The organism is Moorena sp. SIO4A1 (genome assembly GCF_010672065.1).
Lineage (GTDB): Bacteria > Cyanobacteriota > Cyanobacteriia > Cyanobacteriales > Coleofasciculaceae > Moorena.
In genome coordinates this window covers 1-24,666 of record NZ_JAAHHX010000014.1, presented here as the reverse complement: position 1 = coordinate 24,666, position 24,666 = coordinate 1, and the positions used below count along the sequence as shown (strand labels likewise).

Sequence of the window (24,666 nt, the reverse complement as noted above, 5' to 3'; positions counted from 1 at the left end):
TAAGAGCAGCTTCGGCAAACATACCTGAAGAAACGCTAAAATGCTGGACAGCTACATTCGCCTTCATGGTACGTCCATTTGAACCAGCCCCATGTCCACAGACCTTCGCCTCGTCTCAGAAAACCGTTGCTTTGGCGGTACAGTAGGTTTTTACACTCATCACTCTCAGAATTGTAAGACACAGATGGGGTTTTCCGTATACCAACCCCCTCAGGCGAAAGTCCAATCCGTTCCAGTTCTATATTACCTGTCAGGTCTGACTTGTACAGAAGAGAACTTTATGGTAAAATCAGCTGCTCAGCGATTTGCTGCCAAGCATGGATTGATGTTGGTTGCTCCAGATACCAGCCCTCGGAATACAGGAATTCCAGGTGAGGACGATGAGTGGGATTTGGGTTCTGGTGCCGGTTTTTATGTAGATGCCACCCTTGAACCTTGGTCAGCTCACTACCAAATGTATAGCTACGTTGTCCACGAGTTACCGGAGGTAATTGCCCAACATTTCCCCGCGCAAGTTGAGAAACAAGGTATATTTGGTCATTCTATGGGTGGTCATGGCGCATTAATTTGTGCATTAAGAAACCCAAAGCAGTACCTATCTGTCTCTGCTTTTGCTCCCATTGCTGCTCCCATGCGCAGCGCCTGGGGTCAGAAGGCATTCACCAATTACCTCGGGACAGACCAAGAGCAATGGCGAGCTTACGATGCCAGCGAACTGGTGTTGGTAGCCAACTATAACCATACAATTCTGATTGACCAAGGCACTGCTGACCCCTTTTACGAGAAGCAACAGTTGCTCCCTGAGGTGTTTGAGAAGGCTTGTGAAAAGGCAGATCAGCCCCTGACTTTCCGTCTCCAGGTCGGCTATAACCACAGTTACTATTTTATTGCCACCTTTATAGAAGACCATATCCGCCATCATGCTGAGGCTTTGTTGGATTGAACAGAATTCAGACAATCCCAAGCTTGCTGAAAAAGTCAAGGATTGAAAATGGAAAATGTAAAATTGGCAATTAACCACTTAAGATTAACCACTTAAGAATTAACTGGAAGACAATTAACCGGAAGTTAAGCTATGAACCGGAAGTTAAGCTATCAGCTATCAGCTAATGGCTGATAGCTGATAGCTTACGTCCTACTTTTAATAATTGGTATTACCTGGCTTTGAGGACGGCAATATCCCAAAAAGAAGACGTGAAGACCGATCTATGCGATCGCACTGGTTTTTTTAGAATTGTGAACAGTTAGAGGAATGAGTGATTAGAGATGCAACCAAGTAACCCTAACCAGTTTACCGAAAAAGCCTGGGAAGCGATCGCACAAACCCAAGATGTTGCTAAAGCCGCACGGCAACAACAAATCGAAACCGAACACTTGATGAAGGCGATGCTGGATCAAGATCGACTCGCTACCAGTATTCTGAACAAAGCGGAAGTCTCTGTGCCAGGGGTAAGGGAAGCAACGGAATCCTTTATCAAAAAACAACCTAAGGTTTCTGGTAATAGCGACTCCGTTTACCTAGGACGCAGCATGAATAGCTTGCTAGACCGAGCAGAGTCCTATCGTAAAGAATACCAAGACGATTATATCTCCATTGAGCATCTGATCCTGGCTTATCTGAAAGATGACCGCTTTGGTAAGTCATTATTCCAGGAGTTTAAACTAGATGAAAATAGGCTTAAACTTACCATTGCTGACATTCGAGGGAATCAGAAAGTGACCGACCAAAATCCAGAGGGCAAATATCTTGCACTGGAAAAATATGGACGTGATCTGACAGAGGCGGCGCGGGAGGGAAAGCTTGACCCAGTTATTGGCAGAGATGATGAAATTCGGCGCACAATTCAAATTCTCTCGCGCCGTACTAAAAATAACCCAGTGCTGATGGGGGAACCTGGTGTTGGGAAAACTGCTATTGCTGAAGGCTTGGCACAACGGATTATAGCGGGTGATGTGCCTCAATCCCTCAAAGACCGACAATTAATTGCTCTGGATATGGGCGCATTGATTGCTGGGGCTAAGTTTCGGGGAGAATTTGAAGAACGCCTGAAAGCGGTACTAAAAGAAGTTACGGATTCCCAAGGCAAAATTATCCTGTTCATTGATGAAATCCATACCGTCGTCGGTGCTGGTGCTTCTCAAGGAGCAATGGATGCGGGAAATTTGCTCAAGCCAATGTTATCTCGGGGTGAATTGCGCTGTATTGGTGCTACTACTCTCGATGAGTACCGCAAGTACATTGAAAAAGATGCAGCACTAGAAAGACGCTTCCAGCAGGTCTATGTTGACCAGCCTAGTGTAGCTGATACTATCTCGATTCTACGAGGTCTCAAAGAAAGGTATGAAGTTCACCACGGGGTTAAAATTGCCGATAGTGCTTTAGTGGCAGCAGCTACTTTGTCTACTCGGTATATTAGCGATCGCTTTTTACCAGACAAAGCCATTGACTTAATGGATGAAGCGGCAGCACGGCTAAAAATGGAAATTACTTCCAAGCCAGAAGAACTCGATGAAATTGACCGCAAAATTATCCAGCTGGAAATGGAACGGTTGTCTTTACAAAAAGAAACTGATCTCGCCTCCATCGAAAGACTGGAAAGACTGGAAAAAGAACTGGCTGATCTAAAAGAAGAACAGCGTACGTTGAATGCCCAGTGGCAATCAGAAAAAGATGTGATTGACCGGATTCAGGGGATTAAGGAAGAGATTGATCGAGTTAATGTAGAAATTCAACAGGCAGAACGGGATTATGACCTCAACCGAGCCGCTAAGCTAAAATACGGCAAGTTAGCCGAGTTGCAAAAATCCCTGGAAACTGTTGAGCAACAGCTAGCCGAGAACCAAACCAGTAGTCAATCCCTGCTGCGGGAAGAAGTTACAGAAGCTGACATTGCGGAAATTATCTCTAAGTGGACTGGAATTCCGATTAGTAAGCTGGTAGAGTCTCAGAAAGAGAAGCTACTGCACCTGGAAGAAGAACTACACAAGCGGGTGATTGGCCAAGAGGAAGCCGTTACTGCTGTTGCCGATGCTATTCAGCGATCGCGTGCTGGATTAGCTGACCCCAATCGTCCCACCGCTAGCTTTATTTTCCTCGGTCCTACCGGTGTGGGTAAGACAGAATTGGCAAAAGCCTTAGCAGCCTATCTGTTTGACACCGAAGAGGCTATGGTGCGAATCGATATGTCCGAGTATATGGAAAAGCATACCGTTTCCCGACTGATTGGTGCTCCTCCAGGCTATGTGGGTTACGAAGAAGGAGGTCAGTTAACCGAAGCCATTCGTAGACGCCCGTATGCCGTAATTCTATTTGACGAAATCGAAAAAGCACACCCGGATGTCTTTAATGTCATGCTGCAAATCCTTGATGATGGTCGAGTTACTGATGCTCAAGGGCATACCGTAGATTTCAAGAATAGCGTTATTATCATGACCAGCAATATTGGCTCCCAGTATATTCTGGATGTAGCTGGGGATGACTCCAAGTATGAGGAAATGCGGAGTCGGGTCATGGAAGCCATGCGCTCTAGTTTCCGTCCTGAATTCCTCAATCGGATTGATGAGGTGATTATTTTCCATACCTTGCAAAAACATCAGTTGCGCAATATTGTCCAGCTGCAAACCCTGCGCTTAGAGCAACGGTTAGCAGAGCGCAAGATGTCCCTAAAACTTTCTGATGCAGCTATTGACTTTTTGGCAGAATTAGGGTATGACCCAGTGTTCGGAGCACGACCCCTGAAGCGAGCTATTCAGCGGGAGTTGGAAACTCCTATTGCTAAGGGAATTCTCAGGAGTGAATTTAATGATGGGGACACTATCTTTGTGGATGTGAACAATGAACGGCTTTCCTTTCAGCGATTGCCTGCTCAGTTGTTGCTCAGTGAGTCCAATTGAAGGGTAGAACGGTTGAAGGGTATTGTGTGCTATACCCCTAAGCATTCAGCCATTTGGGATCAGCTATCAGCTGAATGCTTAGAGCCAACAATATGCCCTAACCCTAAAACCTATTCCCTGCCCGCAGTGCCATACCACTTCCTTTTGGTACTACTTTTAGTTTCTCCCTATCCAAATACTTATCCAAATCCGTGAGAACGTCCTGAGCTGGAATATCTAATACTATAGCGCCATAGTCATTGACAACCCTAGAGAATATCTGATTCACCTGATCTTGCAGTTTCGGCATTGCCCTGACTGAGGTTTGTAGTCTCCCTACAGGATGATTACCTGCCTTAATTCCCTTGGCTTTGGCGATAATCCAATTTGACAATAACTCTAATCTCAAAACTGCAAAAATAGGTTCATATCCTTCTCTCGCTTTTTTCTTCAGGCCATCCACATCCTTCTGTCCTAGTGTCACCGTATGTTTAATGGTGGTCTTCACTTCAATGGAAAGATTAGGAAAGTAGGGGTGATTCCAACTATCGATATCTACACCTTGAGAGGAATAGTTTTCTACCTGAAAACCCAAGCGACAGAAGGTAATCGCTAGGAAAATCTGGCAAGTTTTGCCAAACCCATTATCTTTTCTAGAGCGACTATTCAAGTGTTGTTGAATCTTCGTTAAATGATTGAATGTTGATGCATCCATATTCTAAATTCTAAATTCTTAATTCTACATTCTATTACCCATTAGCCTCGATAGTTGGTCCACGAGTTGGTGTCCACTGTCCCAATCGGTAGAGTTGGTTGGGCTTAGTTAGCTTGAAACTCAGCTGCTCGACGAAATCATCTTCTGAAGTGGCAATAATCAATTGTTTTTTATCCAATACCTGATCCAACACCTCAGCCAACCGTTCTTTATGGACTGGGTCTAGATTTTGCGACGGGTCATCTAGCACCATGAAACCGATATTATGAGTCAATTGCTCTGAGGTGGCTAGGGCTAGAAATATACTCAAAGCAGCACAATTAATATCACCCTTGTTCAACAGTCGTAAGGCAACTTCTGACTCTCCATATCCCACCGCCATCACTTCATATTTGTCTGGGTCAATCTCAATATCTGGAAAGTCACTGCGATGGGCCAGCTGACGATAGATACTAGAAATTGCTGCTCTGGTAGCATCGATTTTTTCTTTAGCTGAGTTTCCTAGCACGTCCTGTACAGCTTCACCAATAGTTAACAATCGGTCACAAAAAGCTTCCAAGTCAGCTTTTGCTGCTTCAACTTCTTTATAGTCAGGGGAATCTTGAATCGAAAACAAATTATCCACCTCTTGGCGATAACGAAGGACAGTAATAATCCGTTTAATGTTTTCTAAGTCTTGATCAATGCTATCGATACGTTGATTACTTTGCTCAACAGCGGTGCGAATCCTGGCTAATTCCTGATCTACGTCAGTAATGGCTTGATTGAGCAGAGCCAGAGCGTGAGCAGAGTCATTAATTTCTGTTTCTAAAGCTACTGCGATCGCATTTTTTGCTTGTTGTAATCTCTTATCCTTATCTAACCGTTCCCGTTGCAACCGCTCCCAGGTTTTAATCAGTCTCTGTAACTCTTCTACTGCTGTTTCTAATTCCCGAATCTCCTTCTGAATCGGTTTTAGCTGTAACTTCATGTCTTGTTGCCAGGATTCTAATTCCTGACGCAACTGAACAGGATTAATTGGTGTAGAGCAAACGGGACAATTCTGGGCTTTATCTTCCTGTACTGACTTCAGAAATTTCAGGGTTTCGATAATGATACCGGCACGATTGTTGATACTATTTATACTCTCTTGCTTTGCCGGTAACTCTTCTTGTTCAATTTTATTTTTTTTTGCCAAAATTTCTGGTAGCATGCCGTATTGAGCTTCCAGTTGGTGAATCTCGTTTTCTTTTTGGTTGAGTTCCATCACCTTGGTCTCAACATTAGCTTTCAAACGATTTAATTCACTTTGCTGATTCAGCAATTCTTTCTGCCGTTCCCAGTCGGGCTGAGCATTCCGTAATTGCTTAATCGCCTCCTTACCACCATCTACAAATCGTTCCAAATCATCAGTAGTTTGGTATTTTGGTAAAGAGGGCACCAGCAATCCATAGTCTTTGGCAAAATTCTCAACTGCATTTTCAACCCCTTGGCAAATAGCTTTTGCTCCATTGAGGGATAGTTGGCTCAGGGGAATATCATGAAAAATTGCTTCTTCTTCCGCTAGACCTAAGTCATTTTCTTTAATCGCTTTTGCTGTCTCAATTTTGCTGATAATCTGACCAAACTCTTGATCAACTTTCTTAAATTCTTCCTGGGCTTTAGCTCGCTTAATTCCATCCAATAGATTGCGCCAATCCGTCAAACCCATGAGGCGATCCAGAGCATTTTTGCGCTCTTTTGGTTCCTGAATCAGTAGCGCACTGATAGTTTCTTGATGTAGGTATACACAACTCATGTAGTCAGACAATTCTACACCCAGTAGCACCCGCAATTCAGCTTCATCTTCATGACACAAACCATTATTAATCTGATAGTAAAACTTGGGATTACCACGACGTTTGCGGTCACTCCTATATACCTTCAGTATTTCCCCATTCCCTTCAAAGATAACTTCGACAGTAGTCTCCCTTGAAGATTGGTTTTTCACTAACCAATTCTTGCGCTCTTCAATTTTAGTAGCACTTTTATTAGCGACATCTTTGCCAAATAGGCACCACTCAATGGCATTCAGGGTACTACTTTTGCCTCCCCCCTGAGCTCCTACAATTAATGTGCAGGCTTGATCAAAGCGAAATTCCCGTTCTCCCGCTTGTTCAGGAAAGCCTCGAAACCCCTTGATCTTGACTGATACCAGTCGATAGTTTTCCATAGACACTCTTCCTCATAGACCAATGGTAGCCATCAGTTTTGTGTAGGCTTTTTTGTAAGCACTTCGATGTTTTTCCAACCGATAACGAGCCATACCAGTCACCGCTTGTGATGAACCGCTATCAAACTCTTTGAGCAATTCCTCACTAAGGGCTATCAACCCTTGCTCATGGTCTGAATCAATGGCTTGATCTTTCAGTTCCTCAAATAATTTAGAATTGTCTTTCATTAGCGTTCGCGTAGCGTGGCCTACGGCCAATCGCATTAATTATTCCTGTAAGCCTATGCGCTACGCCCATAGGCTGATAGCACCTCAAGTAGCCCCTCAAGTAGCGCATAGGCTTACGGTGTTACCGTCAGGAAGAGCAGCGCTATCATAATAGACTATGAGCTGGTTATAAATAACTCAGCACTTAGTACTTACCATTTCGCATTCAGCACTGTTCAACCTAGATCAGCGGATTAACTCTTCTTCTGCTTAGGGGATGAAGCAGGTTTATTTTCCTCTATCCATTCTTCAATCAACTCCAATAAGATATGATTCATGGTGACTCCCTTGAGAGCGCACATAGATTTGAATTTTGCCCGTAAGGATTCAGGCAAAAATAGTTTATAGCTAACTTGTTTTTCTTCTGACACATCTTTTGACAACTTTGACCTCCCAATTATCCTACTAAGGGGTAAACAATTCAATAGGTATTTTAAGTTTTTTGTGTTATTTAGATATTTTGTGTTATTATAACCTTAGGAAACGCAAAGAAGCCAGCGGCACTGAGTCTGCTTAAATCTAGTTCGACCAGACTTTGTCGCCTATGGGCTGGTTAGCGCACTAGCTACAGCAGAGGTTCCCCAGGGATCTCTGCTTAACTATTTTGAACTTTTACTGGTGCTACGGGCCAACCTAGTCAGGGGTGGTAGCTCACAGGGAAACTTCTTGGATATCAGCTAAATTTGGTAGTAATTCTGTACTATCGTTCGTCAACCTATTCCCATAACGCTGACAACGCACGGCAAAGGTACAATCACGACATCGACCAAGGGATGCTGCTACTTGAGGAAAAGCTAAACCTTGATCTTGGTACCCTTGTAGCCACCCAGCCAAGCGGGTCAACAACTGAGTCAAATCCTCCCTAGTTTTCTGGTGTTGTGCGCTATTGTAAGTAAATTTAAGACTCTGGGCAGAGGGTTGGGATTTGACAAACCAGTAACTCATGGAAATTTGTTCTGGCCAATAATCGCTAGTTTCCGCTAGGATGTAGAGATACAGGCGTGTTTGCCAGTCTTGGGCTAACCAATCCCGATTTTTCGGTTGAGGATAGGTCTTCCAATCAAGAATTTGGGCTGAGTCTTCCCCTGCAATCAATAAGTCATAGATAACTGTAAGTAGATAACCTTGGAAATACAGGGTTCGGCAATGTTCCGCTTCTCGGAAACTTTCAGATTCTGGGTGGGAAAGTTCTGGTGCGGCATTGACTAAACCAGTCAGCCAGTAGTCGAGTTGGCTATCCTCTTCTACTAAAGATGTGACTGGTAACCCAAGTTCCCGCTGTTGCATTAATAGGTGAAAGCGGCTTCCCCAAGTAAGACGCTCTTGTTGTTCAGGAGACACGGGTGTTCCCAGCTGGTCAAAGTAAATGTGTTGGAACTTACGGGGACAGGTTTCTAATACGTTCAGCTGTCCTTGGGATAGACGAGTCAGAGGTGCAGGAGGAAACACTGGTCAATGATCTAATCAAGTCTTTGAGACATTGGGTTTGTTTGTGATCTATTAGCTAGTGTAGCGGAAGATATCGAATGCGATCGCAATCCGTTGCCGTTGTTCACCAGACAATGTCCCTCCCCCTTCTCCAATCTGGGTTTCATAGCCCATGGGCAACTGTTTAATAAACTCATCAGCACCTGCCAATCGTGCTGCTTCTATAATCTCGTCTAAACTAGCGGCAGGATGACCTAAGCTAATATTTTCCTTAATCGTTCCACCAAACAAAAAGGTATCTTGGTCTACTACTCCCACTTGCGATCGCAAAGACTGTAAGGACAGACTGGTAATATCAAGGCCATCAATCAATACTTTCCCATCTGTGGGTGGATACAATCCCAACACCAATTTATAAATCGTTGTTTTACCTGAACCACTGCGTCCGACTAGGGCTACCATTTGTCCTGGTTTCACTTGAAATTATAGATTTTCCAGTACATTTAAATCACTCTCTGAGTGATAGCGAAAGGTGACGTTATTAAAGGTAATGTTACCCTGAATTGATGGTAACGATTGACGGGCTTGATTCAGCAAATCCTCCTCTGGTTCAGCATCCAACACATCATTAATCCGTTCCATAGCAATTACTACTTCCTGGAATTGATTCCATAACACCGTTAACCGCTGGAAGGGAGTAATAATATTTCCCAGCAGCATATTGAATGCCACTAATTGTCCAATGGTTAACTGATTTTGAATCACTAACCACGCTCCATACCACAGCAGGCTTGTGGTTACTACGGCTTCAATAGCATTACTAAAAAATTGCAGACGATTGCTGATAACTTGCCCATCAAAACTTGTCTTAATTTCCTTATTTAATAACTCCTCCCAATGCCAACGTACTGTTTGTTCTACTGCTGTGGATTTAACGGTACTTACACCGGAAAGCGCTTCAATTAGATAACTATTTTCTTTAGCCGTCGATTGAAATATTTCCCGGGAAATCATTCGTAAAAACGGTGTCGCAATCAATGCTAGCCATAAGAATTGCGGCACAATCACTAAGGCCAATAATGCCATTTTACAGCTGTACCAAACCATCAATCCTACATAGATAAATACTGTTAGTAAATCCAGCAGAATTGATAACGCCTCACCGGTAAGGAACCGCTCAATCTTGCGGTTTTCTTGAACCCGTGATATAATATAACCAACATAGCGGGACTCGAAAAACGAGAGAGGCAACCGCAGTGTATGGCGAATAAATCCTACAATCAGTGCTGCATCTACTTTATTAGCCGTATGGTCTAGTAGATATTGCCGCAACCCCATCATTGCCACTCGAAACAGGCTAAATATCAGCAGCCCTAACCCCACCGCCATTAAGGTTAGCCCAGAGCGCTGCACTACGACTCGGTCTAAAATTAGCTGGGTAAATAGAGGTGTGATTAATCCAAATATCTGGATAAATAAGGAAGCAAGAAATACCTCTAACACTACTAACCCATGGGGTTTGATTAATTCAAAGAATTGCCAGAAGGGAGTAGTCGTTTCTTTAGCATCCTTGAGTAATGCTGTTGGTTGTAGTAGCAGTGCATAACCGGTCCAATCGGCGTTAAACTCTCGATGGGTGAGACTACGTTGACCAATGGCGGGGTCACACACAATCACTCGTTTCCGAGTAATTTCATAAACGACAATATAGTGTTTACCTTCCCAATGGACTATAGCTGGCAATTTTTGCTTAGCTAGCTGGTCAAGACTGGCTTTGACGGGACGAGTAGAAAAGCCAATACTTTCCGCTGCTGCTGATAGTCCTCGCAATGATGCGCCATTGCGGTCAACATTAGCTATATCCCGCAAGCGATTCACACTAAAGCGTTTGCCCCAATAGCGAGATACCATTACCAAACACGCGGCACCACAGTCAGAGCCACTCTGCTGGGCAAAAAACGGATAGCGTCGGATTACCCGTTGCCATAAATGCCCTACTTGCTGGGTCGGGTTAGGAAAGTAAGCTTTGCTAACTTTTTTCTGCGATTTCTGGGACTTGGCTTCCCCAGACCGAGACTGGGAGATGGTCAGATGGGGGGATGGGGAGATCTTACAAGGGTACGTTTTTAAGATTTCTGGAGCTACTGCCTTAAAATTTAGAATTAATCATGCCTAGGAGTCAAGCTGTCATAAGTTGGGAAAGGTGATTCAAATGAAATCCTTACCTGGCTTGGGCAACAGCTGCAATAATCCAGGTAGGATGGTAAACATTGCGCCCAAGGGGTAATGGTTCCCCATTATATAGTCTGCAATCTCAGCTATGACTCATTGGCCAATAGCTTACAAGGACGGGCGTTGAATAGTAACCAGCAAAATGCCTCATTTAACCAAACCCCAAGCTGTAGTCTTGAGCATGGGTCGCAATGGGATCGCTATCACCCATTGTTGTGGGTTATCAACCGTATCAGCTTTTCTGGCACAACTGCTCGATAAGCCAGAGAACACGGTCAGACAGCAATTACGAGAATGGTATAAGGAGAGTAGTGACAATGGTGGTAGAAAACGTAATGAACTGGATGTAACCGCCAGTTTTGCACCATTGTTGCAATGGATCTTAAGTTGGTGGCCAACGGATCACAAAAACATCGTGTTAGCTGCAGATGCCTCAACATTGGGAGATCGCTTTACCTTGTTAGTGGTTTGTGTGGTGTACCGAGGTTGTGGCATCCCAGTGGCGTGGAAAGTAATCGTGGCCACAGCCAAAGGAAGCTGGCAACCCTACTGGTTGAAGTTATTTGAGCATCTTCAGCCTGGGATTCCCTCAGTAGGGTGTGTGGTTGTCACCACTGACAATCGCTTGTATGGGAAGTGGTTCTATGAGGCAATTGTTGCCCTGCAATGGCATCCGTTCATGCGCATAAATGCTCAAGGTTACTATCAGACCAAGCTCTCCTGTGGGTTTGTGCCACTCAAAGGATTGATCACTGAACTGGGTCAATCTTGGGCAGGGATCATTACTTGTTTCAAAAACAACTCACTCGAATGCACCCTTTTGGCTCGGTGGGATGAAGGCTACAGCGACCCATGGTTAATTGTGACAGACTTAGAGCCAGACCAAGCTGAAATCTTGTGGTACGGCATGCGCAGTTGGATTGAGTGTATGTTCAAAGATATCAAGCGCGGCGGACTACAGTGGCATCTGACCAGGATCAGTGATCCCAAGCGAGTAGAACGAGTATGGTTAGCAATAGCAGTAGCGACGTTATGGTTAGTCAGTGTCGGTGGCCAAGCTGACGACAAGCTATTAGCTAGCAGTTTACAGTCATTGGCCCAGCCTATAGACAATAGAACTGGTCAATCTCGTATCGGAGTCTGAAGAAAGTTCATCTCCTCAATCATTGAAGACCAGTGCACCTCGAAAACTCAGTTGTTTCCGGCGAGGACTAATAGTAATTTTAGCGGCGGCATTTAAGGGGGAACCTTTGCCCATCGGGAGTTTTGTCCCTGATTTTTCAGCCTCCCCAGCACAAGTTCCTGTCTTTAGTTCTGGATGAATCTTAAAAACGTACCCTTGTAAGGATGGGGATATGGGGGGATGGTCAGATGGAGTGATAGGGGGAGTAGGGGAGCTAACTAGTAGGGCATTACGAGCTTGCGCCTGACTCCAAAAATGCTCTCGGATTTCGGGATACTTATTGATCAGGGGAAACAAGACTTCCCCCGGTACAAAGCATAGCTTTAGCTTCAGGTAAGCTCTAGCGCTATAGCTTGCTAAGTCTGCTGAGGAAAACAAGGTTAATTCCCCAAATGATTCCCCTGTTTCTAAGAGCTGATTTGTAAAGTAAATATTAAGAAGCCTGAAAGCCTTGCTATGATTGTCTTTTGCTTATTAAATAGTAAAATTGAACTATTTTGCCGCAACCCTTATCCTACAAGGATTACAGCGAGTTTACAAATCAGCACCTTAGAGCTGATTTGTAAAGAAAATCGAAAGAAAGAAAAAAGTTAAGACAAGCAGATGATATAAGATATAGAATATCTAAGGTAGTAGAAGGAATTTTACTCAATATAAGTGACATGCTCCCCTCGCCTGTTTCCTGGCTTGCTCCCCTCGCCTGTTTCCTTGCTGCATCGCTACCAAAGTGGCATAGCTAATCTGTAAGCATTCAGCCGTCAGCCGTCAGCCGTCAGCCGTCAGCCGTCAGCATTCAGCTGACGTAACAAAGATTAAACGAATGCTTACTTGTTTTATTTAAAAGCTCAAAGCTGAGAGCTCAGAGCTGAGAGCTCAGAGCTGAGAGCTGAGAGCTGAGAGCTGAGAGCTGAGAGCTGAATGCTTACGCTCATCTTTATTCCCCTACATTCCTTCGCCCACACTCCATACCCAGCCAGTAAGGCTTTCAATCTTATTGTCACCCCGTCATACTCTTAAGATATCAAGAGTAACAGTAGTTAATTGGAGAAATCAAAGATGGAATTATTTCAAAGCATTAAAAATCATCAACAAGTTATGTTCTTTAATGATTCAGAATGTAACCTTAAGGCAATAATTGCCATACATGACACAACCCTTGGTCCTGCTATGGGAGCAACACGTCTATTTCCTTATAAAAGCGAGGAAGATGCTCTAAAAGATGTTTTGCGTTTAAGCTACGGTATGACTTACAAAGCTGCTTGTGCCGATCTTAATGCAGGTGGTGGAAAAGCAGTAATTATTGCTGATCCAAAAGATAAAACACCTGAGTTACTCAAAGCCTATGGTCGCTGTGTAAACAGTCTGAAAGGACGCTTTATTACGGGTCAAGATGTTAACATTTCTGTTGAAGATGTTAATCAAATACGCACTGAAACTCAGTATGTAGTCGGAGTTTCACAAGCTAATCCTACTCAGGCAACAGCAATAGGAGTTCTCGAAGGAATGAAAGCCTCAGTGGATTTTTTATGGCCTGGGAGGAAAATGGAAGGTCTAAAAGTTGCGGTGCAGGGCGTGGGCAATGTAGGAAAAATTTTATGTGAATACTTGCATCAACAAGGAGTTCAACTTTTTGTTAGTGATAACCGAAAAGAGAGAGCTGAGGATATGAAATTTAAGTATGGAGCAACTATTGTTGATCCGATGGAAATTTTTGAGCTTGAGGTAGATATTTTTTCTCCCTGTGCTTTGGGTGGTATCTTGAACAGTTCAACAATTCCCCGTCTTAAAGCTTCAATCGTTGCTGGCTCAGCAAATAATCAGCTTAAAAATCAACATATAGATGGTAAAAATATTGATTCAAAAGGAATCCTTTATTGCCCCGACTATGTTATTAATGCAGGAGGACTAATTGATGTATATCATGAAAAAAATGGTTATCAAAAAGATCAAGTTATTAATAAAGTCAAAAAAATCTACAAAACTTTGACAGATATTTTTGACAGAGCTAAACGTGAACATAAGACCACATCAGAAATAGCAAATATTATGGCTTTTCAAAGAATTTTAAGAGCTAAAAACGACCAAAAAACTATCAGGGATAATAGACTGATAGCTTGATATCAAAAAAGTGTTAAATCTTCATAGACATAGTTGGCGTCGTCAACAAAATTCAGGTAATATAAATATATGAAGTTAGTTGATGCACTAGTTCAAGCCCTAATTTCTTTAAATGTGCCCTATGTGTTTGGTGTCAGCGGTGCAAATATTGAACACCTCCATGATGCTATTCATCGCTTAGGGAATGGAAAGTTACAGTCAATAATGGCTAAGAGTGAGGATGGGGCGGCTTTCATGGCAGACTGTCGGGCACGAGTTCACCAAACCTTGGGGGTATGTTGCTCGACCTCTGGTGGGGGAATGATGAACCTGATTGCTGGTATTGCTGAATCCTATTCCGAGTCAGTGCCAGTTCTAGCTTTAGTCGGACAGCCACCATCAGCACTTGAAGGAAGGGGAGCCTTCCAAGACTCATCGGGCATCGGTCGTACTGTAGATGCCATAAAGCTCTGGGGTGCGGTGACTAAGTATGTAGCGAAGATTTCCAACCCGGATGACTTTTGGCATCACTTGACCGAAGCTATTAAAGCTGCTCTTTCCAATCGTCCAGGACCAGCTGTGCTTCTATTTCCCCGGGACATCTACGAGCAAGAGGTTGAACCTTGTCCAGAAAACTGGGCTAGGGAGCTAAGAAATCTGATCCGTCCGAAAGGGGTTCCAGTGGAGATGATTCGTCCTCTTTTCGAAGCGATTCGTCGAGCCAAGAACCCTGTCCTCATTTTGGGACATGGAGTGCGACGATGCAGCGCTCCGGAGGCTGTAGTTAACTTTGTGCGTGCTGTGGGTCTACCAGTGGTTACAACCCTCTCAGGACGTGGTGAGTTTCCCAACGATGACCCCCTCTATTTAGGAACACTAGGTGTTGCAGGTCATCCTTCTGTTCACGCCTACTTGAAAGAGCAAGCAGATCTGTTCGTTGTTGTAGGAGCAGGTCTCAATCTCATGACCCGACAGCCACTCGCCTTTGTACTTACGGACAAAAAGATTGCTGTGGTGAATGTAGATGTCACTGCAATCACCCGTATCATCTCTCCTGCTCTGGTGGTTGAAGCTGATGCAGGAATGGCTTTCCAAGGGCTTTTGGCACTATTCCAGGAAAACCCGTTCCAGGTTAAGCCACTTCAAGGCTACATGGCTGAGATTTTCAAGCCGCTTCTAGCTCCACCTATTCCATCAGATGATCGTATATCCAGAGCTGAGGAGCAGCCCCTGTTGCAAAGTGAGGCAATCACTATTGTGCAAGATTTGCTCCCAGAAAGTGGACACGTCCTTTACGACGCAGGTAACTGCGCCGCCGCTGCTCTCCACATGACGAGAGTACCTGCTGGAGCGAGTTCGACAATTGCTCTGGGTATGGGAGGTATGGGTTATGCGATCCCAGGAGCAATTGGTGCCCAACTCGGCTCACCACGGGGCACAAGGACAGTAATTTTTGCTGGTGACGGTGCCTTCCTAATGACTGGATTAGAAATTCATACAGCCGTGGACTTAGGACTTCCGATCCTGTTTATCGTGTTTAACAACAATATGCATGGCATGTGTGTAACACGCCAACAGCTCTTCTTTGAGTCGCGATTGGAATGCGTGCGCTATGCACCCGTTAACATTGCTGTGATTGCTCGCGGACTTGGTACTCCCGATCGGCTTTGGGTGGGAAGTGCTGGCACCGTTGACGAGTTGCAGGATCAACTTAAGGACTATAGAAACCACACAGACATTCCGGGGGTTCTCGAACTTCGCCTCTTACGGGAAGAGATGCCACCATTTACACCTTTTATTCCCGAATCTGTACCGACAATTCCTATTGGCAAAAAGCAGTCGAAAGAGCTTACCAAGTCGCAATTTATTTCTAAAAGTTTACCTTCATTAGTGTCTTCTCCTCATTGAGGAGCGTATATTAGAACGCGACTTGGTCTTAAATACTCACAAAGATGTTAAGAGGTAGAACTATGCCAAGTGCACAGATTGTAGACGTTGTCAGTTTTATGCCGGAACGTGTGGTCGATAATACCAAGCTGGAACTGAATAGCGAAGATGATAACGAACTCGAGAAAAACGCTTTTTTCAAGGGAGTTAAAGAGAGACGCTTCGCCTCACCAGAATACAAGTCCTCAGATCTTGGTAGCAAAGCTTTGAAGCTCCTGCTTGAACGGACTGGTACAAAGCCGGAAGCCCTTGACCTCATTCTGTGTTCGTGCATGTTTAGCGATCATTTCTGGCCCGGTATTGGACCAGCCATCCAAAATGGGGTAGGGGCAAGTCAGGCGACGATTTTGAATCTTGACACAAGTTGCAGTTCTTACCTCTCAATGCTAAACACTGCTCGTGCATTCATTGAGTCAGGGATGTACAAGACAATTGCTATTGTTACGGTAACAAACTTCGTCTCTCGTCTCCCAGAATTTCAAAAGTCGAAGAAGTCCTGGGTACTTGGGGATGGAGCATCAGCAACGTTGTTAGTTGATGGTAAGTCTAGCTTTGTGGCTAGCTATGAACGCTCTCATGGAGAACACTACGGGCTATTCGTCTTTCAACCCGATGTAGTTGACGGTCGATTTTTGAACTACTGGGAACGTGGATGTGGACCGATTACTGTCAACTTCTCACCAGAAATGGTTACGGCCATACGTTCTAATGCTCTTGAACTAGTACCTGATGCGGTATCAAAATGTCTCTATCAAGCTGGGCTATCAACAGATGATATCTCATTGCTGATCACCCATCAGCCCAATACCTTCTTTATAAAAGAATGGCGCGATCGCATAGGAATTGGAGCTCCGCGTGTTCATGACACTCTTGAACACTACGGAAATCTTTTTCAGGGTTCGATTCCCGTAACCCTTGCTGATGCTATTGACAAGAACAAAGTAAACTCTGGTGACTTGATTGCTCTGGGAACATTTTCAAATGGAGGAGATTTTGTCAGTTCTATGGTCATACGTTGGGTTTAGCACTATGTTATAGATTTGTCAAGTTCACAAACTTTACAAAGTTCGAGGTTACTAACGATGCTTGTTGCCAAATTTTTGAAACCAATCTAGGAAATCTAGACGAAACTATCAAAAACTATAAAACTCTTGGAGGATTTAGATGCCACATAATAGTACAGTTACCAATCAAGTGTTCGATGCAATTGTGATCGGCGGAGGACCTGCTGGTTCAAGTTGTGCATACAAGATGGCAGTAGAAGGTTACTCAGTTCTTTTGTTGGAAAAAGCAAAGTTTCCTCGATTTCACATCGGCGAGTCTATGGTATCCTACCAGACTAAGTTACTTGAAAAAATGGGTGTCCTCGATAAAATCAAGGAGGCTAAATTTGTGGAGAAGTCCGGAGTCGAATTCTTCACCAGCCAAACCAACGATCTTCGGCGGCAGGACTTTAATAACATGGCACCAGGGCAAATCCTGTTTGCACATCATTTTCATCGTGCCCGTTTTGACAAAGTCTTACTGGACCACGCTCAGGATACAGGGGCGCAAGTATTACAGCAGGCAGAGGTTAAGAAACTCATATTCGACGGCGAACGACTGACCGGAGTTGAATATGAGTATCAAGGTCACAGACATCAAGCAAAAGCTTCCTATGTTGTAGATGCTAGCGGACGGGCTGGGTTGATTGCCAAGCATTTTCACCTGAGAAAAATGAATGATAAGCTGCGAAATGTTGCGGTTTTTCAACACTATAAGGATGTAGTAAAGGAAAACAATCCAGGTCTGGTTGAAGGTGACTTTCTCCTCGGCTCCCATGAGGATGGTTGGGTTTGGGGAATTCCTATTGAAACCGACATGTTCAGCGTTGGAACTGTCATGTCATTAAGCTTACTAAAGGAGAACGATCCCCAGGAAATTTTTGATACACATTGCAGTCGGTCTCCCCGTATCAAGAAGGCTATAGAAGGGGCGAGACCTGTGTATGAGAAACCGAAAATAGAGCTAGATTATTGCTACCATTCCGAGCAGTTGGCAGGTCCTGGGTATTTTATTGTCGGCGATGCGGGCTGCTTTGTAGATCCTCTATTTTCTGGAGGAGTTTATATCGGGATGGTTTCTGGACTGAAAGCAGCAGAGGGGATACAGAAGATCCTTAAAGGTACAGATGAGAAAGAGGCGCGTACCTACTTCGAGAACTTCTGCAAGACCGGGTACGACTCCTACTTTCGATTGGTCTACTCTTTCTACATAGATTTCAAGAGAGACGTAAATCGCATGGCTCTAGAGTTACCCGGTGGCGTCCACTTTGCCATACAAACCTTTGCCGGAGATTTCTGGGGTGAGGCAGAGCAGCCTTTACTGAAGTACCTACGTTCACAAAGACAATGGGATACATTTGAGCAGCCTTTTGAGCCCATTTATGAATGCCCGGTCTACCCAGAGCCAGATACTCATTACAGAGCTACAGATATTTCGAAACTGAGTACCCCAGAAAATTTCGAATCATATTCTGTACAGACACGAGGGGCGGCAGTTTGACAGAAAGGTTGACTGAGTTTAATCGAATTTATGGTGGGTGTTTTTAGGCTAGACCACCAGTTTTTCCATAAGTTTCTAACAAGTAAATTATCATATTAGGAGTAAGTCATGTTAGTACGCGATAACCTGGGACCTTGGAATACACAGAGTCTCGTGACAAATGAAATTCCGTCAAGAAAAATACCAGGTTTGTACACCTGTGAAGATCACGATATCCCGGATGTATCGGCAAAACTTAAAGAGATGACCAAGGAGAGTTATCCACACGAGGAAATCTTCGGTAACTACTGTCACCTTGGTGAGTATATTCATTGTCCAGTAGATATGGCTTTTGAATACGCTGCAAACGTTTATAGCTTGGAGGAGTGGACATTCAGCTTGCGCCAGTTCAAGCATATTGGTGGTGGTCTGTACAAAGGTATAGAGTATTTAGCCAAGGAAACCCCCATCTACATTCGGGCTGAGGCTTACCCTGACAGTAAAGTTGTGGACTACCCCTGTGCTTGGGATCAAGGAGAAGAACTTTGGATGCGATACTACTTCCGCTTCATTGATGCCATGCCAACCCTTCGCAAGCCAGGCACTGTTATGCTCTGGACTAATTGCAAACATCCGTATTACGACCGTAACACTACTAATGTTCCAGACTATATTTCCCGTGGGCGCGATCGCACAGATCGTAAATGGGTGGGCGATATTTGGAAATACTTTGATGCAATCCATCGCATCGAAGCAATGAACTTAAAAACTATTTTGGAATACCGCTTTGGTCATAGCTAGCTGTAAGTTCTGAGGTTCTTGATAGTTCGAGTCTCACACACTTTTTCATAATATGGGGAAATCAGGTTTGATGTATGACGTCATAGTTATCGGTGCTCGCTGTGCTGGTTCGCCGACAGCCATGTTACTTGCTCGTAAGGGCTATCGGGTTTTGTTAGTTGACAAAGCTACTTTCCCGAGTAACACCATGTCAAATCACTATCTTCAGCAGTCTGCTGTGGCCCAACTCAAGCGCTGGGGGCTTCTGGACAAAGTGGTTAATTCAGGCTGCCCACCAATCCAAAAAGCTACTTTCGACTTTTTCGGTTCCATTGTTTTTACGGCTCGTGCCTTACCTCTAGAAGGTACAGCAGAGGGTTACTGTCCGCGACGTACTGTACTCGACAAGATTTTAGTTGATGCTGCTGTGGAGGCTGGTGTTGAGCTTCAAGAACGCTTCGTAGTCCAAGAACTTTGTAGGGATGGCGAGCAGGTCACTGGCATTCGCGGTCGCTTAGGTGACGGCAGAAGTGTAACAGAAAAAGCACGCATTGTCATCGGTGCTGATGGCATGAATTCCTTTGTCGCTCGTAGCTGCAATGCTCTTGAGTACAACACAAAACCCTCTATCACTAGCTATCACTATAGCTACTGGAGTGGAGTTCCTGTGGATGGGGGAGAACTATATTTTCGAGATCGTCGGCTGATTATTGCTGCTTCAACTAATGACAACCTCACCTGCATCACGGTAGTTTTGCCTATTGAGGAATTCCGAGCATTTCGTAGCAATGTTAAAGAGAATTTTTGGGCAGCGCTCGATCTCGTTCCCCAATTAGCTAAACGGTTGCGGGCTGGCAAACGTGAAGAGCCATTCTATGGTACGGGTAACCTTCCCAACTTTTTCCGCAAGCCTTACGGAGATGGCTGGGCATTAGTAGGCGATGCTGGCTGCCATAGAGACCCAACTCTAGCCCAAGGAATCAAATCTGCTTTCTTGAGTTCTGAGCTTTTAGTAAATGCCATTGATCAGGGATTGTCTGGATACAGACCATTAAATGAAGCTCTTGCTGATTATGAACGGCAACGTAATGAAGCTTTAATACCACTATACGAATTAGTTTGTCAACGTGCTAGTAGTCTTAAGGCTAAGACGTTATCCCCAGAAGAAATCCAATTCCTAGCTGCACTTCAAGGCAATCAGAAAGAAATAGACCGTTTCTGGGGCGTTGAAGCCGGTACTGTAGCTGTCCAAGATTTCTTTTCACCACAGGCTATTCAGCAAATTATTGAGTCGAGCAATCCTAGCTTGATCACAGTTTAAGCATTGCTCCTAACAGATAGTTGATTTTAATGCTTGTCGGAAAAAAAGAAAACGAGTAAGTGATTTTAATAATCTCCGCGCCTTCAGGCCGGAAATAACCTCATTTATCGGCTATACATTTTTTTCTGTAGCTAAAGCTATAGCGCTACGCGCAAGGTAATAGGTAATAGGCATGCTAGCAATAGCTGATTATAATAGCTTTTGCTGCTTTTATAAATGTCAAACCCCTTAATGCGTAGTGCTATAAATTTTTGAAAACTACCAAATATTTTTAAATTAAAAAGGAGAGATAAACAATGAAATTAGCTAACTTTGCCATGGGCTTATCTACCACCTTGGTCTTGACTTTAGGCGTTAGTTATGAGGTAAAAGCACACAGTGGTCTACACACACACACACCAACAGAAGTCCTAACAGAAGAAACAATAACAGATAATCTAACAGAAGAAACAATAACTATTAACCAAGCAGAAGCTGTTGATTTCCCACTTATTGATTTCCCAAAGATAACATCGCCCCCAAGAGGAGAAGCTTTTGATTTTCCAGATGTAACACCGAACCCAGACTCACCGTTGCCAGTACTGTTTGCAGAGGGCGAACAGATTAGCTTTCTAAAAACAACTGAAGATACCAATGGAGAGTTTACTCTATTAGACATTATCATTCCACCAGGGGGTGGCCCACCCCCGCACATCCACCATAACCTAGGGGAGTGGCTCTACTTTATTGATGACGGGTTTACGCTATTCATCAGTGACGAGACTTATGCTCAGGGTGAAATTCCTGGAGTTAATGCTCCCAAAGCAAATTTTAATGCTGTAAATGCAAAACCCGGAACTTTGTTTTATACTCCCCCAAACCATATCCATGCACATACTAACACTGGAACAATTCCAGCGAGAGAACTGGTAGTTGCCCAATCCTCTGGCGGTCTTGACGAATGGTTCCAGTTGGGTGGCGTACCAATTACAGACCCGTCTAATTTACCAGCTTTAGACTTAGACAAATTTTTTGCTGCTTTATCTGTAGCCTCTGATTTCGGATTAACCCTTAGTTCTGAGTTTGATGATTTCATAGACACAGTAGACAGTAATTTCCCGGATGAATTCATTCAGAACAACCGAGCAGAGGAATTAATAGCATTGTTATCCAATAATACTAAGTCTATCCCGGAAACCTCTTCTGGAGTGGGCATATTAGCCTTTGGTACTTTAGCCTTAGGTTCCCTGCTTTTTTCCCAACGGAAACAGCAAACTGACAAAGTTAAAACATGGTAGTCGTAAATATGGGTAGTGGTACACAATTCGTGATTTTAGCTCCCGTTACCTTGACCAGACCGTAGCCAAACCACTACATATTTACCACTACCGCTTGAAGATGCGTTAAAATAAAATACCTAATTAGGTATTAAATAATCCTCTGGTATCTATCAGAGGATTACTTTATTAATTCAGCAATCTCTACTAAATTTAGTCCTCTAACTTTGATTCCAGATTTTTCACCACCTCAATTTTATCAATTTGTTGCTTCAGCCATCCACTAAATAAATCCGAGATAATTTGATACCTGAGCTGATCATCTAATTCCCCTTGAACAATCTCCTCCACCAAAATCAAATGCACCCCCTGAGCAGTCACAATCGGCTTAAGCACCTCTGGGGGATTAGTAAAAAAGTTGCTTAGGGTGCTTTAGGGACAGGCTCCCCCTGATTTTATCAGTAGGCAGTATTGGGATAGTCCGTCCCGAAATGAAACGGGCAAGATGCCCGTTCCACGCCTGATGCCCATTCCACTCACCGGGTCAAACAGGATGCATTGAGATGCACCCCTACCGAATTAGGTTAGTGTTTAAGCAATGCTTAACCAACTAAATGCTTAACCAACTAGTGGCAAAGAACTTATTGTTATTATTCCAAAGTTCAACGAGATCAGACTGATTATCACCATTTAAATCGGTAACTAAGTAATCAGTATCATTTCGAAAGTCCCCTACTTGTGTATTACTGCCCAGGCTAAATCCTCCGCTACCATTACTAATCCAAGTCGCCGCAAAGAAATTATTGTTATCATTCCAAACCTCGATTAGATCAGAGTCACCATCCCCATTTACATCAGCGACTAAGTAATCAGTATCCTCTCGAAAGTCTCCTACTTCTGTATTACTGCCCAGGTTAAATCCTCCGCTACCATTACTAATCCAAGTGGCAGCAAAGAAGTTATTGTTATTATTCCAAAGCTCGATTAGATCAGAGTCACCATCTCCATTTACATCAGCGACTAAGTAGTCAGTATCCTCTCGAAAGTCTCCTACTTCTGTATTACTGCCCAGGTTAAATCCTCCGCTACCATTACTAATCCAAGTGGCAGCAAAGAAGTTATTGTTATTATTCCAAAGCTCGATTAGATCAGAGTCACCATCTCCATTTACATCAGCGACTAAGTAGTCAGTATCCTCTCGAAAGTCTCCTACTTCTGTATTACTGCCCAGGTTAAATCCTCCGCTACCATTACTAATCCAAGTGGCAGCAAAGAAGTTATTGTTATTATTCCAAAGCTCGATTAGATCAGAGTCACCATCCCCATTTACATCAGCGACTAAGTAGTCAGTATCCTCTCGAAAGTCCCCTACTTCTGTATTACTGCCCAGGTTAAATCCTCCGCTACCATTACTAATCCAAGTGGCAGCAAAAAACTTATTGTTATTATTCCAAAGTTCAACGAGATCAGAGTCACCATCTCCATTTACATCAGCGACTAAGTAATCAGTATCGTTTCGAAAGTCCCCTACTGCTGTATTACTGCCGAGGTTAAATCCTCCGCTACCATTACTAATCCAAGTGGCAGCAAAGAAGTTATTGTTATTATTCCAAACCTCGATTAGATCAGAGTCACCATCCCCATTTACATCAGCGACTAAGTAGTCAGTATCGTTTCGAAAATCCCCTACTTGAGTTGTTGAACCTAGAGCAAACATGGAACTAGTGTTGAGCAATACTGAGACGTTGTTGGAGCCAGAGTTGGCCGTCGCAATGTCTGGTTTACCATCGCCGTTGAAATCCCCTACGGTGATGGAAGAGGGATTACTGCCCACATCAAACTGACCAGAAGGGGTAAAGCCTCCTGCACCATTCCCTAATAGCAGTGAGACTTGATCATCACTTGCTGCTGCAATATCCAAGTTGCCATCACTATTGAAGTCCCCCACGGCGACTTCAGAACCTCCACCAGTTGTAAATGGCATGGGAGAACCAAAGGTACCATTTCCATTCCCCAACAACACTGCGATTTCGTTCTCAGCACCAGAACCACTTCCTATGACTAAGTCTGGATTGCCATCGTTGTCGAAGTCTCCCACAGCATCAGGAGCGGCAAAAGACACACCTGTTGGAATCGATATACTAGGCTGAAAGGTTGTTGTCCCGTTCCCTAACAGCAGCGAGACTTGGTTGCTGCCACTTCCTGTCACTAGATCCAGGTTACCATCGTTGTTGAAGTCCCCCACAGAGGTAGAAAAACCACTAACCCCGCTCGTCAAGTCGTTAGTAACTGGAAAGCTCCCTGCCCCATTGCCGAAGAACACCGAGACTATACCTGGTGAGGAAAATCTTCCTACCGCTAGATCCAAATCTTGATCGCCGTTGAAGTCCGCCACGGCCACGGATAGAGGAATATCTCCTTCGTTGACTTGGGTGGCAGAACCAAAGGTGCCATTGCCATTTCCTAGCAAGACTGAGACCGTGTTATCAGTAGAGGATACAAAAGGAGTACCGAAGTCTGCGGTCACCAAATCCAGGTTACCATCTTTGTTGAAGTCTCCCACAGCAATGTCAACGGGAAAATTTCCTACGGCAAAGTTCCCACTTAAGGTATAGCTTCCTGCGCCATTATTTAACAGCACTGAGACGTTATCAGAGTCTGAGTTCGCTGTTACTAAATCCAAATCACCATCACCATCAAAATCTCCGGTGGCAATGGCAGCAGGACTAGGTTCTGTTGACAAATAAAGCTAAAGATGAGACAGTGAGGGAGTTTGCAGTTAATCAAGCTCAGAAACTACCGATGAAGTCTCGTGCTAAACTAGATGATTTTTCTTGGCAGCAAATCTAATGC

General features: G+C 44.0%; 20 protein-coding genes. 10 read left to right on the top strand and 10 right to left on the bottom strand.

The features are described 5' to 3' along the window. The first annotated feature begins 91 nt into the window (after window positions 1-91). Both fghA and clpB read left to right on the top strand, forming a co-directional pair. Window positions 92-943 (top strand): S-formylglutathione hydrolase, encoded by an 852-nt coding sequence (fghA, locus tag F6K53_RS14180; protein WP_293064995.1) that lies wholly within the window; start codon window positions 92-94, stop codon window positions 941-943. A 323-nt stretch (window positions 944-1,266) separates the two neighbouring features. Next, window positions 1,267-3,894, top strand: a complete 2,628-nt coding sequence (gene clpB / locus F6K53_RS14175) for an ATP-dependent chaperone ClpB (RefSeq protein ID WP_293064992.1) — start codon at window positions 1,267-1,269, stop codon at window positions 3,892-3,894. 103 nt (window positions 3,895-3,997) lie between these two features. On the opposite strand, the gene F6K53_RS14170 is transcribed toward clpB, so the two are convergent. The 7 genes from F6K53_RS14170 to F6K53_RS14140 all read right to left on the bottom strand — a co-directional run bounded on the left by F6K53_RS14170 (window position 3,998) and on the right by F6K53_RS14140 (window position 10,448). Further along, window positions 3,998-4,588: a hypothetical protein gene (locus F6K53_RS14170; protein ID WP_293064989.1), complete on the bottom strand. Its 591-nt coding sequence runs from the start codon at window positions 4,586-4,588 to the stop codon at window positions 3,998-4,000. Window positions 4,589-4,622: 34 nt separating this feature from the next. Continuing rightward, the gene (locus tag F6K53_RS14165; RefSeq protein WP_293064986.1) at window positions 4,623-6,779 is read right to left on the bottom strand and encodes an AAA family ATPase; all 2,157 of its coding nucleotides are present in this window, start codon (window positions 6,777-6,779) and stop codon (window positions 4,623-4,625) included. A 12-nt stretch (window positions 6,780-6,791) separates the two neighbouring features. Continuing rightward, window positions 6,792-7,043 (bottom strand): hypothetical protein, encoded by a 252-nt coding sequence (locus tag F6K53_RS14160; RefSeq protein ID WP_143727430.1) that lies wholly within the window; start codon window positions 7,041-7,043, stop codon window positions 6,792-6,794. 197 nt (window positions 7,044-7,240) lie between these two features. After that, entirely contained in the window at window positions 7,241-7,429 is a 189-nt protein-coding gene (locus tag F6K53_RS14155; protein WP_075896118.1) for a hypothetical protein, read from the bottom strand. Window positions 7,430-7,697: 268 nt separating this feature from the next. After that, window positions 7,698-8,495 carry a PD-(D/E)XK nuclease family protein gene (locus F6K53_RS14150; protein ID WP_293020363.1) on the bottom strand — a complete coding sequence of 266 codons (798 nt, stop codon included), beginning with the start codon at window positions 8,493-8,495 and terminating at the stop codon, window positions 7,698-7,700. Window positions 8,496-8,546: 51 nt separating this feature from the next. Then, complete coding sequence (locus F6K53_RS14145) at window positions 8,547-8,951, bottom strand: ATP-binding cassette domain-containing protein (RefSeq protein ID WP_293020362.1); 405 nt, start codon at window positions 8,949-8,951, stop codon at window positions 8,547-8,549. Between the two features lie 6 nt (window positions 8,952-8,957). Continuing rightward, window positions 8,958-10,448, bottom strand: coding sequence for a peptidase domain-containing ABC transporter (locus F6K53_RS14140; RefSeq protein ID WP_293081136.1), 1,491 nt, complete (start codon window positions 10,446-10,448; stop codon window positions 8,958-8,960). 400 nt (window positions 10,449-10,848) lie between these two features. On the opposite strand from F6K53_RS14140, the gene F6K53_RS14135 reads away from it, so the two are divergent. Continuing rightward, entirely contained in the window at window positions 10,849-11,850 is a 1,002-nt protein-coding gene (locus F6K53_RS14135; RefSeq protein ID WP_293064981.1) for an endonuclease, read from the top strand. 15 nt (window positions 11,851-11,865) lie between these two features. Here F6K53_RS14135 and F6K53_RS14130 read toward each other — a convergent pair whose 3' ends face one another. After that, the gene (locus F6K53_RS14130; RefSeq protein ID WP_293064979.1) at window positions 11,866-12,267 is read right to left on the bottom strand and encodes a hypothetical protein; all 402 of its coding nucleotides are present in this window, start codon (window positions 12,265-12,267) and stop codon (window positions 11,866-11,868) included. Between the two features lie 678 nt (window positions 12,268-12,945). Between F6K53_RS14130 and F6K53_RS14125 the strand changes: the two genes are divergently transcribed. From F6K53_RS14125 to F6K53_RS14095, 7 genes are all read left to right on the top strand, one after another. After that, window positions 12,946-14,007 carry a Glu/Leu/Phe/Val dehydrogenase dimerization domain-containing protein gene (locus tag F6K53_RS14125; RefSeq protein ID WP_293064977.1) on the top strand — a complete coding sequence of 354 codons (1,062 nt, stop codon included), beginning with the start codon at window positions 12,946-12,948 and terminating at the stop codon, window positions 14,005-14,007. 69 nt (window positions 14,008-14,076) lie between these two features. Further along, a complete protein-coding gene (locus tag F6K53_RS14120; RefSeq protein ID WP_293064975.1) occupies window positions 14,077-15,894 on the top strand; it encodes a thiamine pyrophosphate-binding protein in 1,818 nt (605 codons plus the stop codon). A gap of 62 nt (window positions 15,895-15,956) precedes the next feature. Continuing rightward, a complete protein-coding gene (locus F6K53_RS14115; protein ID WP_293064973.1) occupies window positions 15,957-16,958 on the top strand; it encodes a 3-oxoacyl-ACP synthase III family protein in 1,002 nt (333 codons plus the stop codon). Between the two features lie 139 nt (window positions 16,959-17,097). Beyond that, window positions 17,098-18,477, top strand: a complete 1,380-nt coding sequence (locus F6K53_RS14110; protein ID WP_293064971.1) for an NAD(P)/FAD-dependent oxidoreductase — start codon at window positions 17,098-17,100, stop codon at window positions 18,475-18,477. Between the two features lie 153 nt (window positions 18,478-18,630). Beyond that, the gene (locus F6K53_RS14105; RefSeq protein WP_293081128.1) at window positions 18,631-19,257 is read left to right on the top strand and encodes a hypothetical protein; all 627 of its coding nucleotides are present in this window, start codon (window positions 18,631-18,633) and stop codon (window positions 19,255-19,257) included. A 52-nt stretch (window positions 19,258-19,309) separates the two neighbouring features. Beyond that, a complete protein-coding gene (locus F6K53_RS14100) occupies window positions 19,310-20,557 on the top strand; it encodes an NAD(P)/FAD-dependent oxidoreductase (protein ID WP_293081126.1) in 1,248 nt (415 codons plus the stop codon). Window positions 20,558-20,853: 296 nt separating this feature from the next. Next, entirely contained in the window at window positions 20,854-21,834 is a 981-nt protein-coding gene (locus F6K53_RS14095) for a cupin domain-containing protein (protein WP_293081124.1), read from the top strand. A gap of 192 nt (window positions 21,835-22,026) precedes the next feature. On the opposite strand, the gene F6K53_RS14090 is transcribed toward F6K53_RS14095, so the two are convergent. Next, entirely contained in the window at window positions 22,027-22,209 is a 183-nt protein-coding gene (locus F6K53_RS14090) for a hypothetical protein (protein WP_293074199.1), read from the bottom strand. Between the two features lie 214 nt (window positions 22,210-22,423). Then, window positions 22,424-24,556: a VCBS repeat-containing protein gene (locus F6K53_RS14085; protein WP_293081123.1), complete on the bottom strand. Its 2,133-nt coding sequence runs from the start codon at window positions 24,554-24,556 to the stop codon at window positions 22,424-22,426. Window positions 24,557-24,666 lie beyond the last annotated feature (110 nt).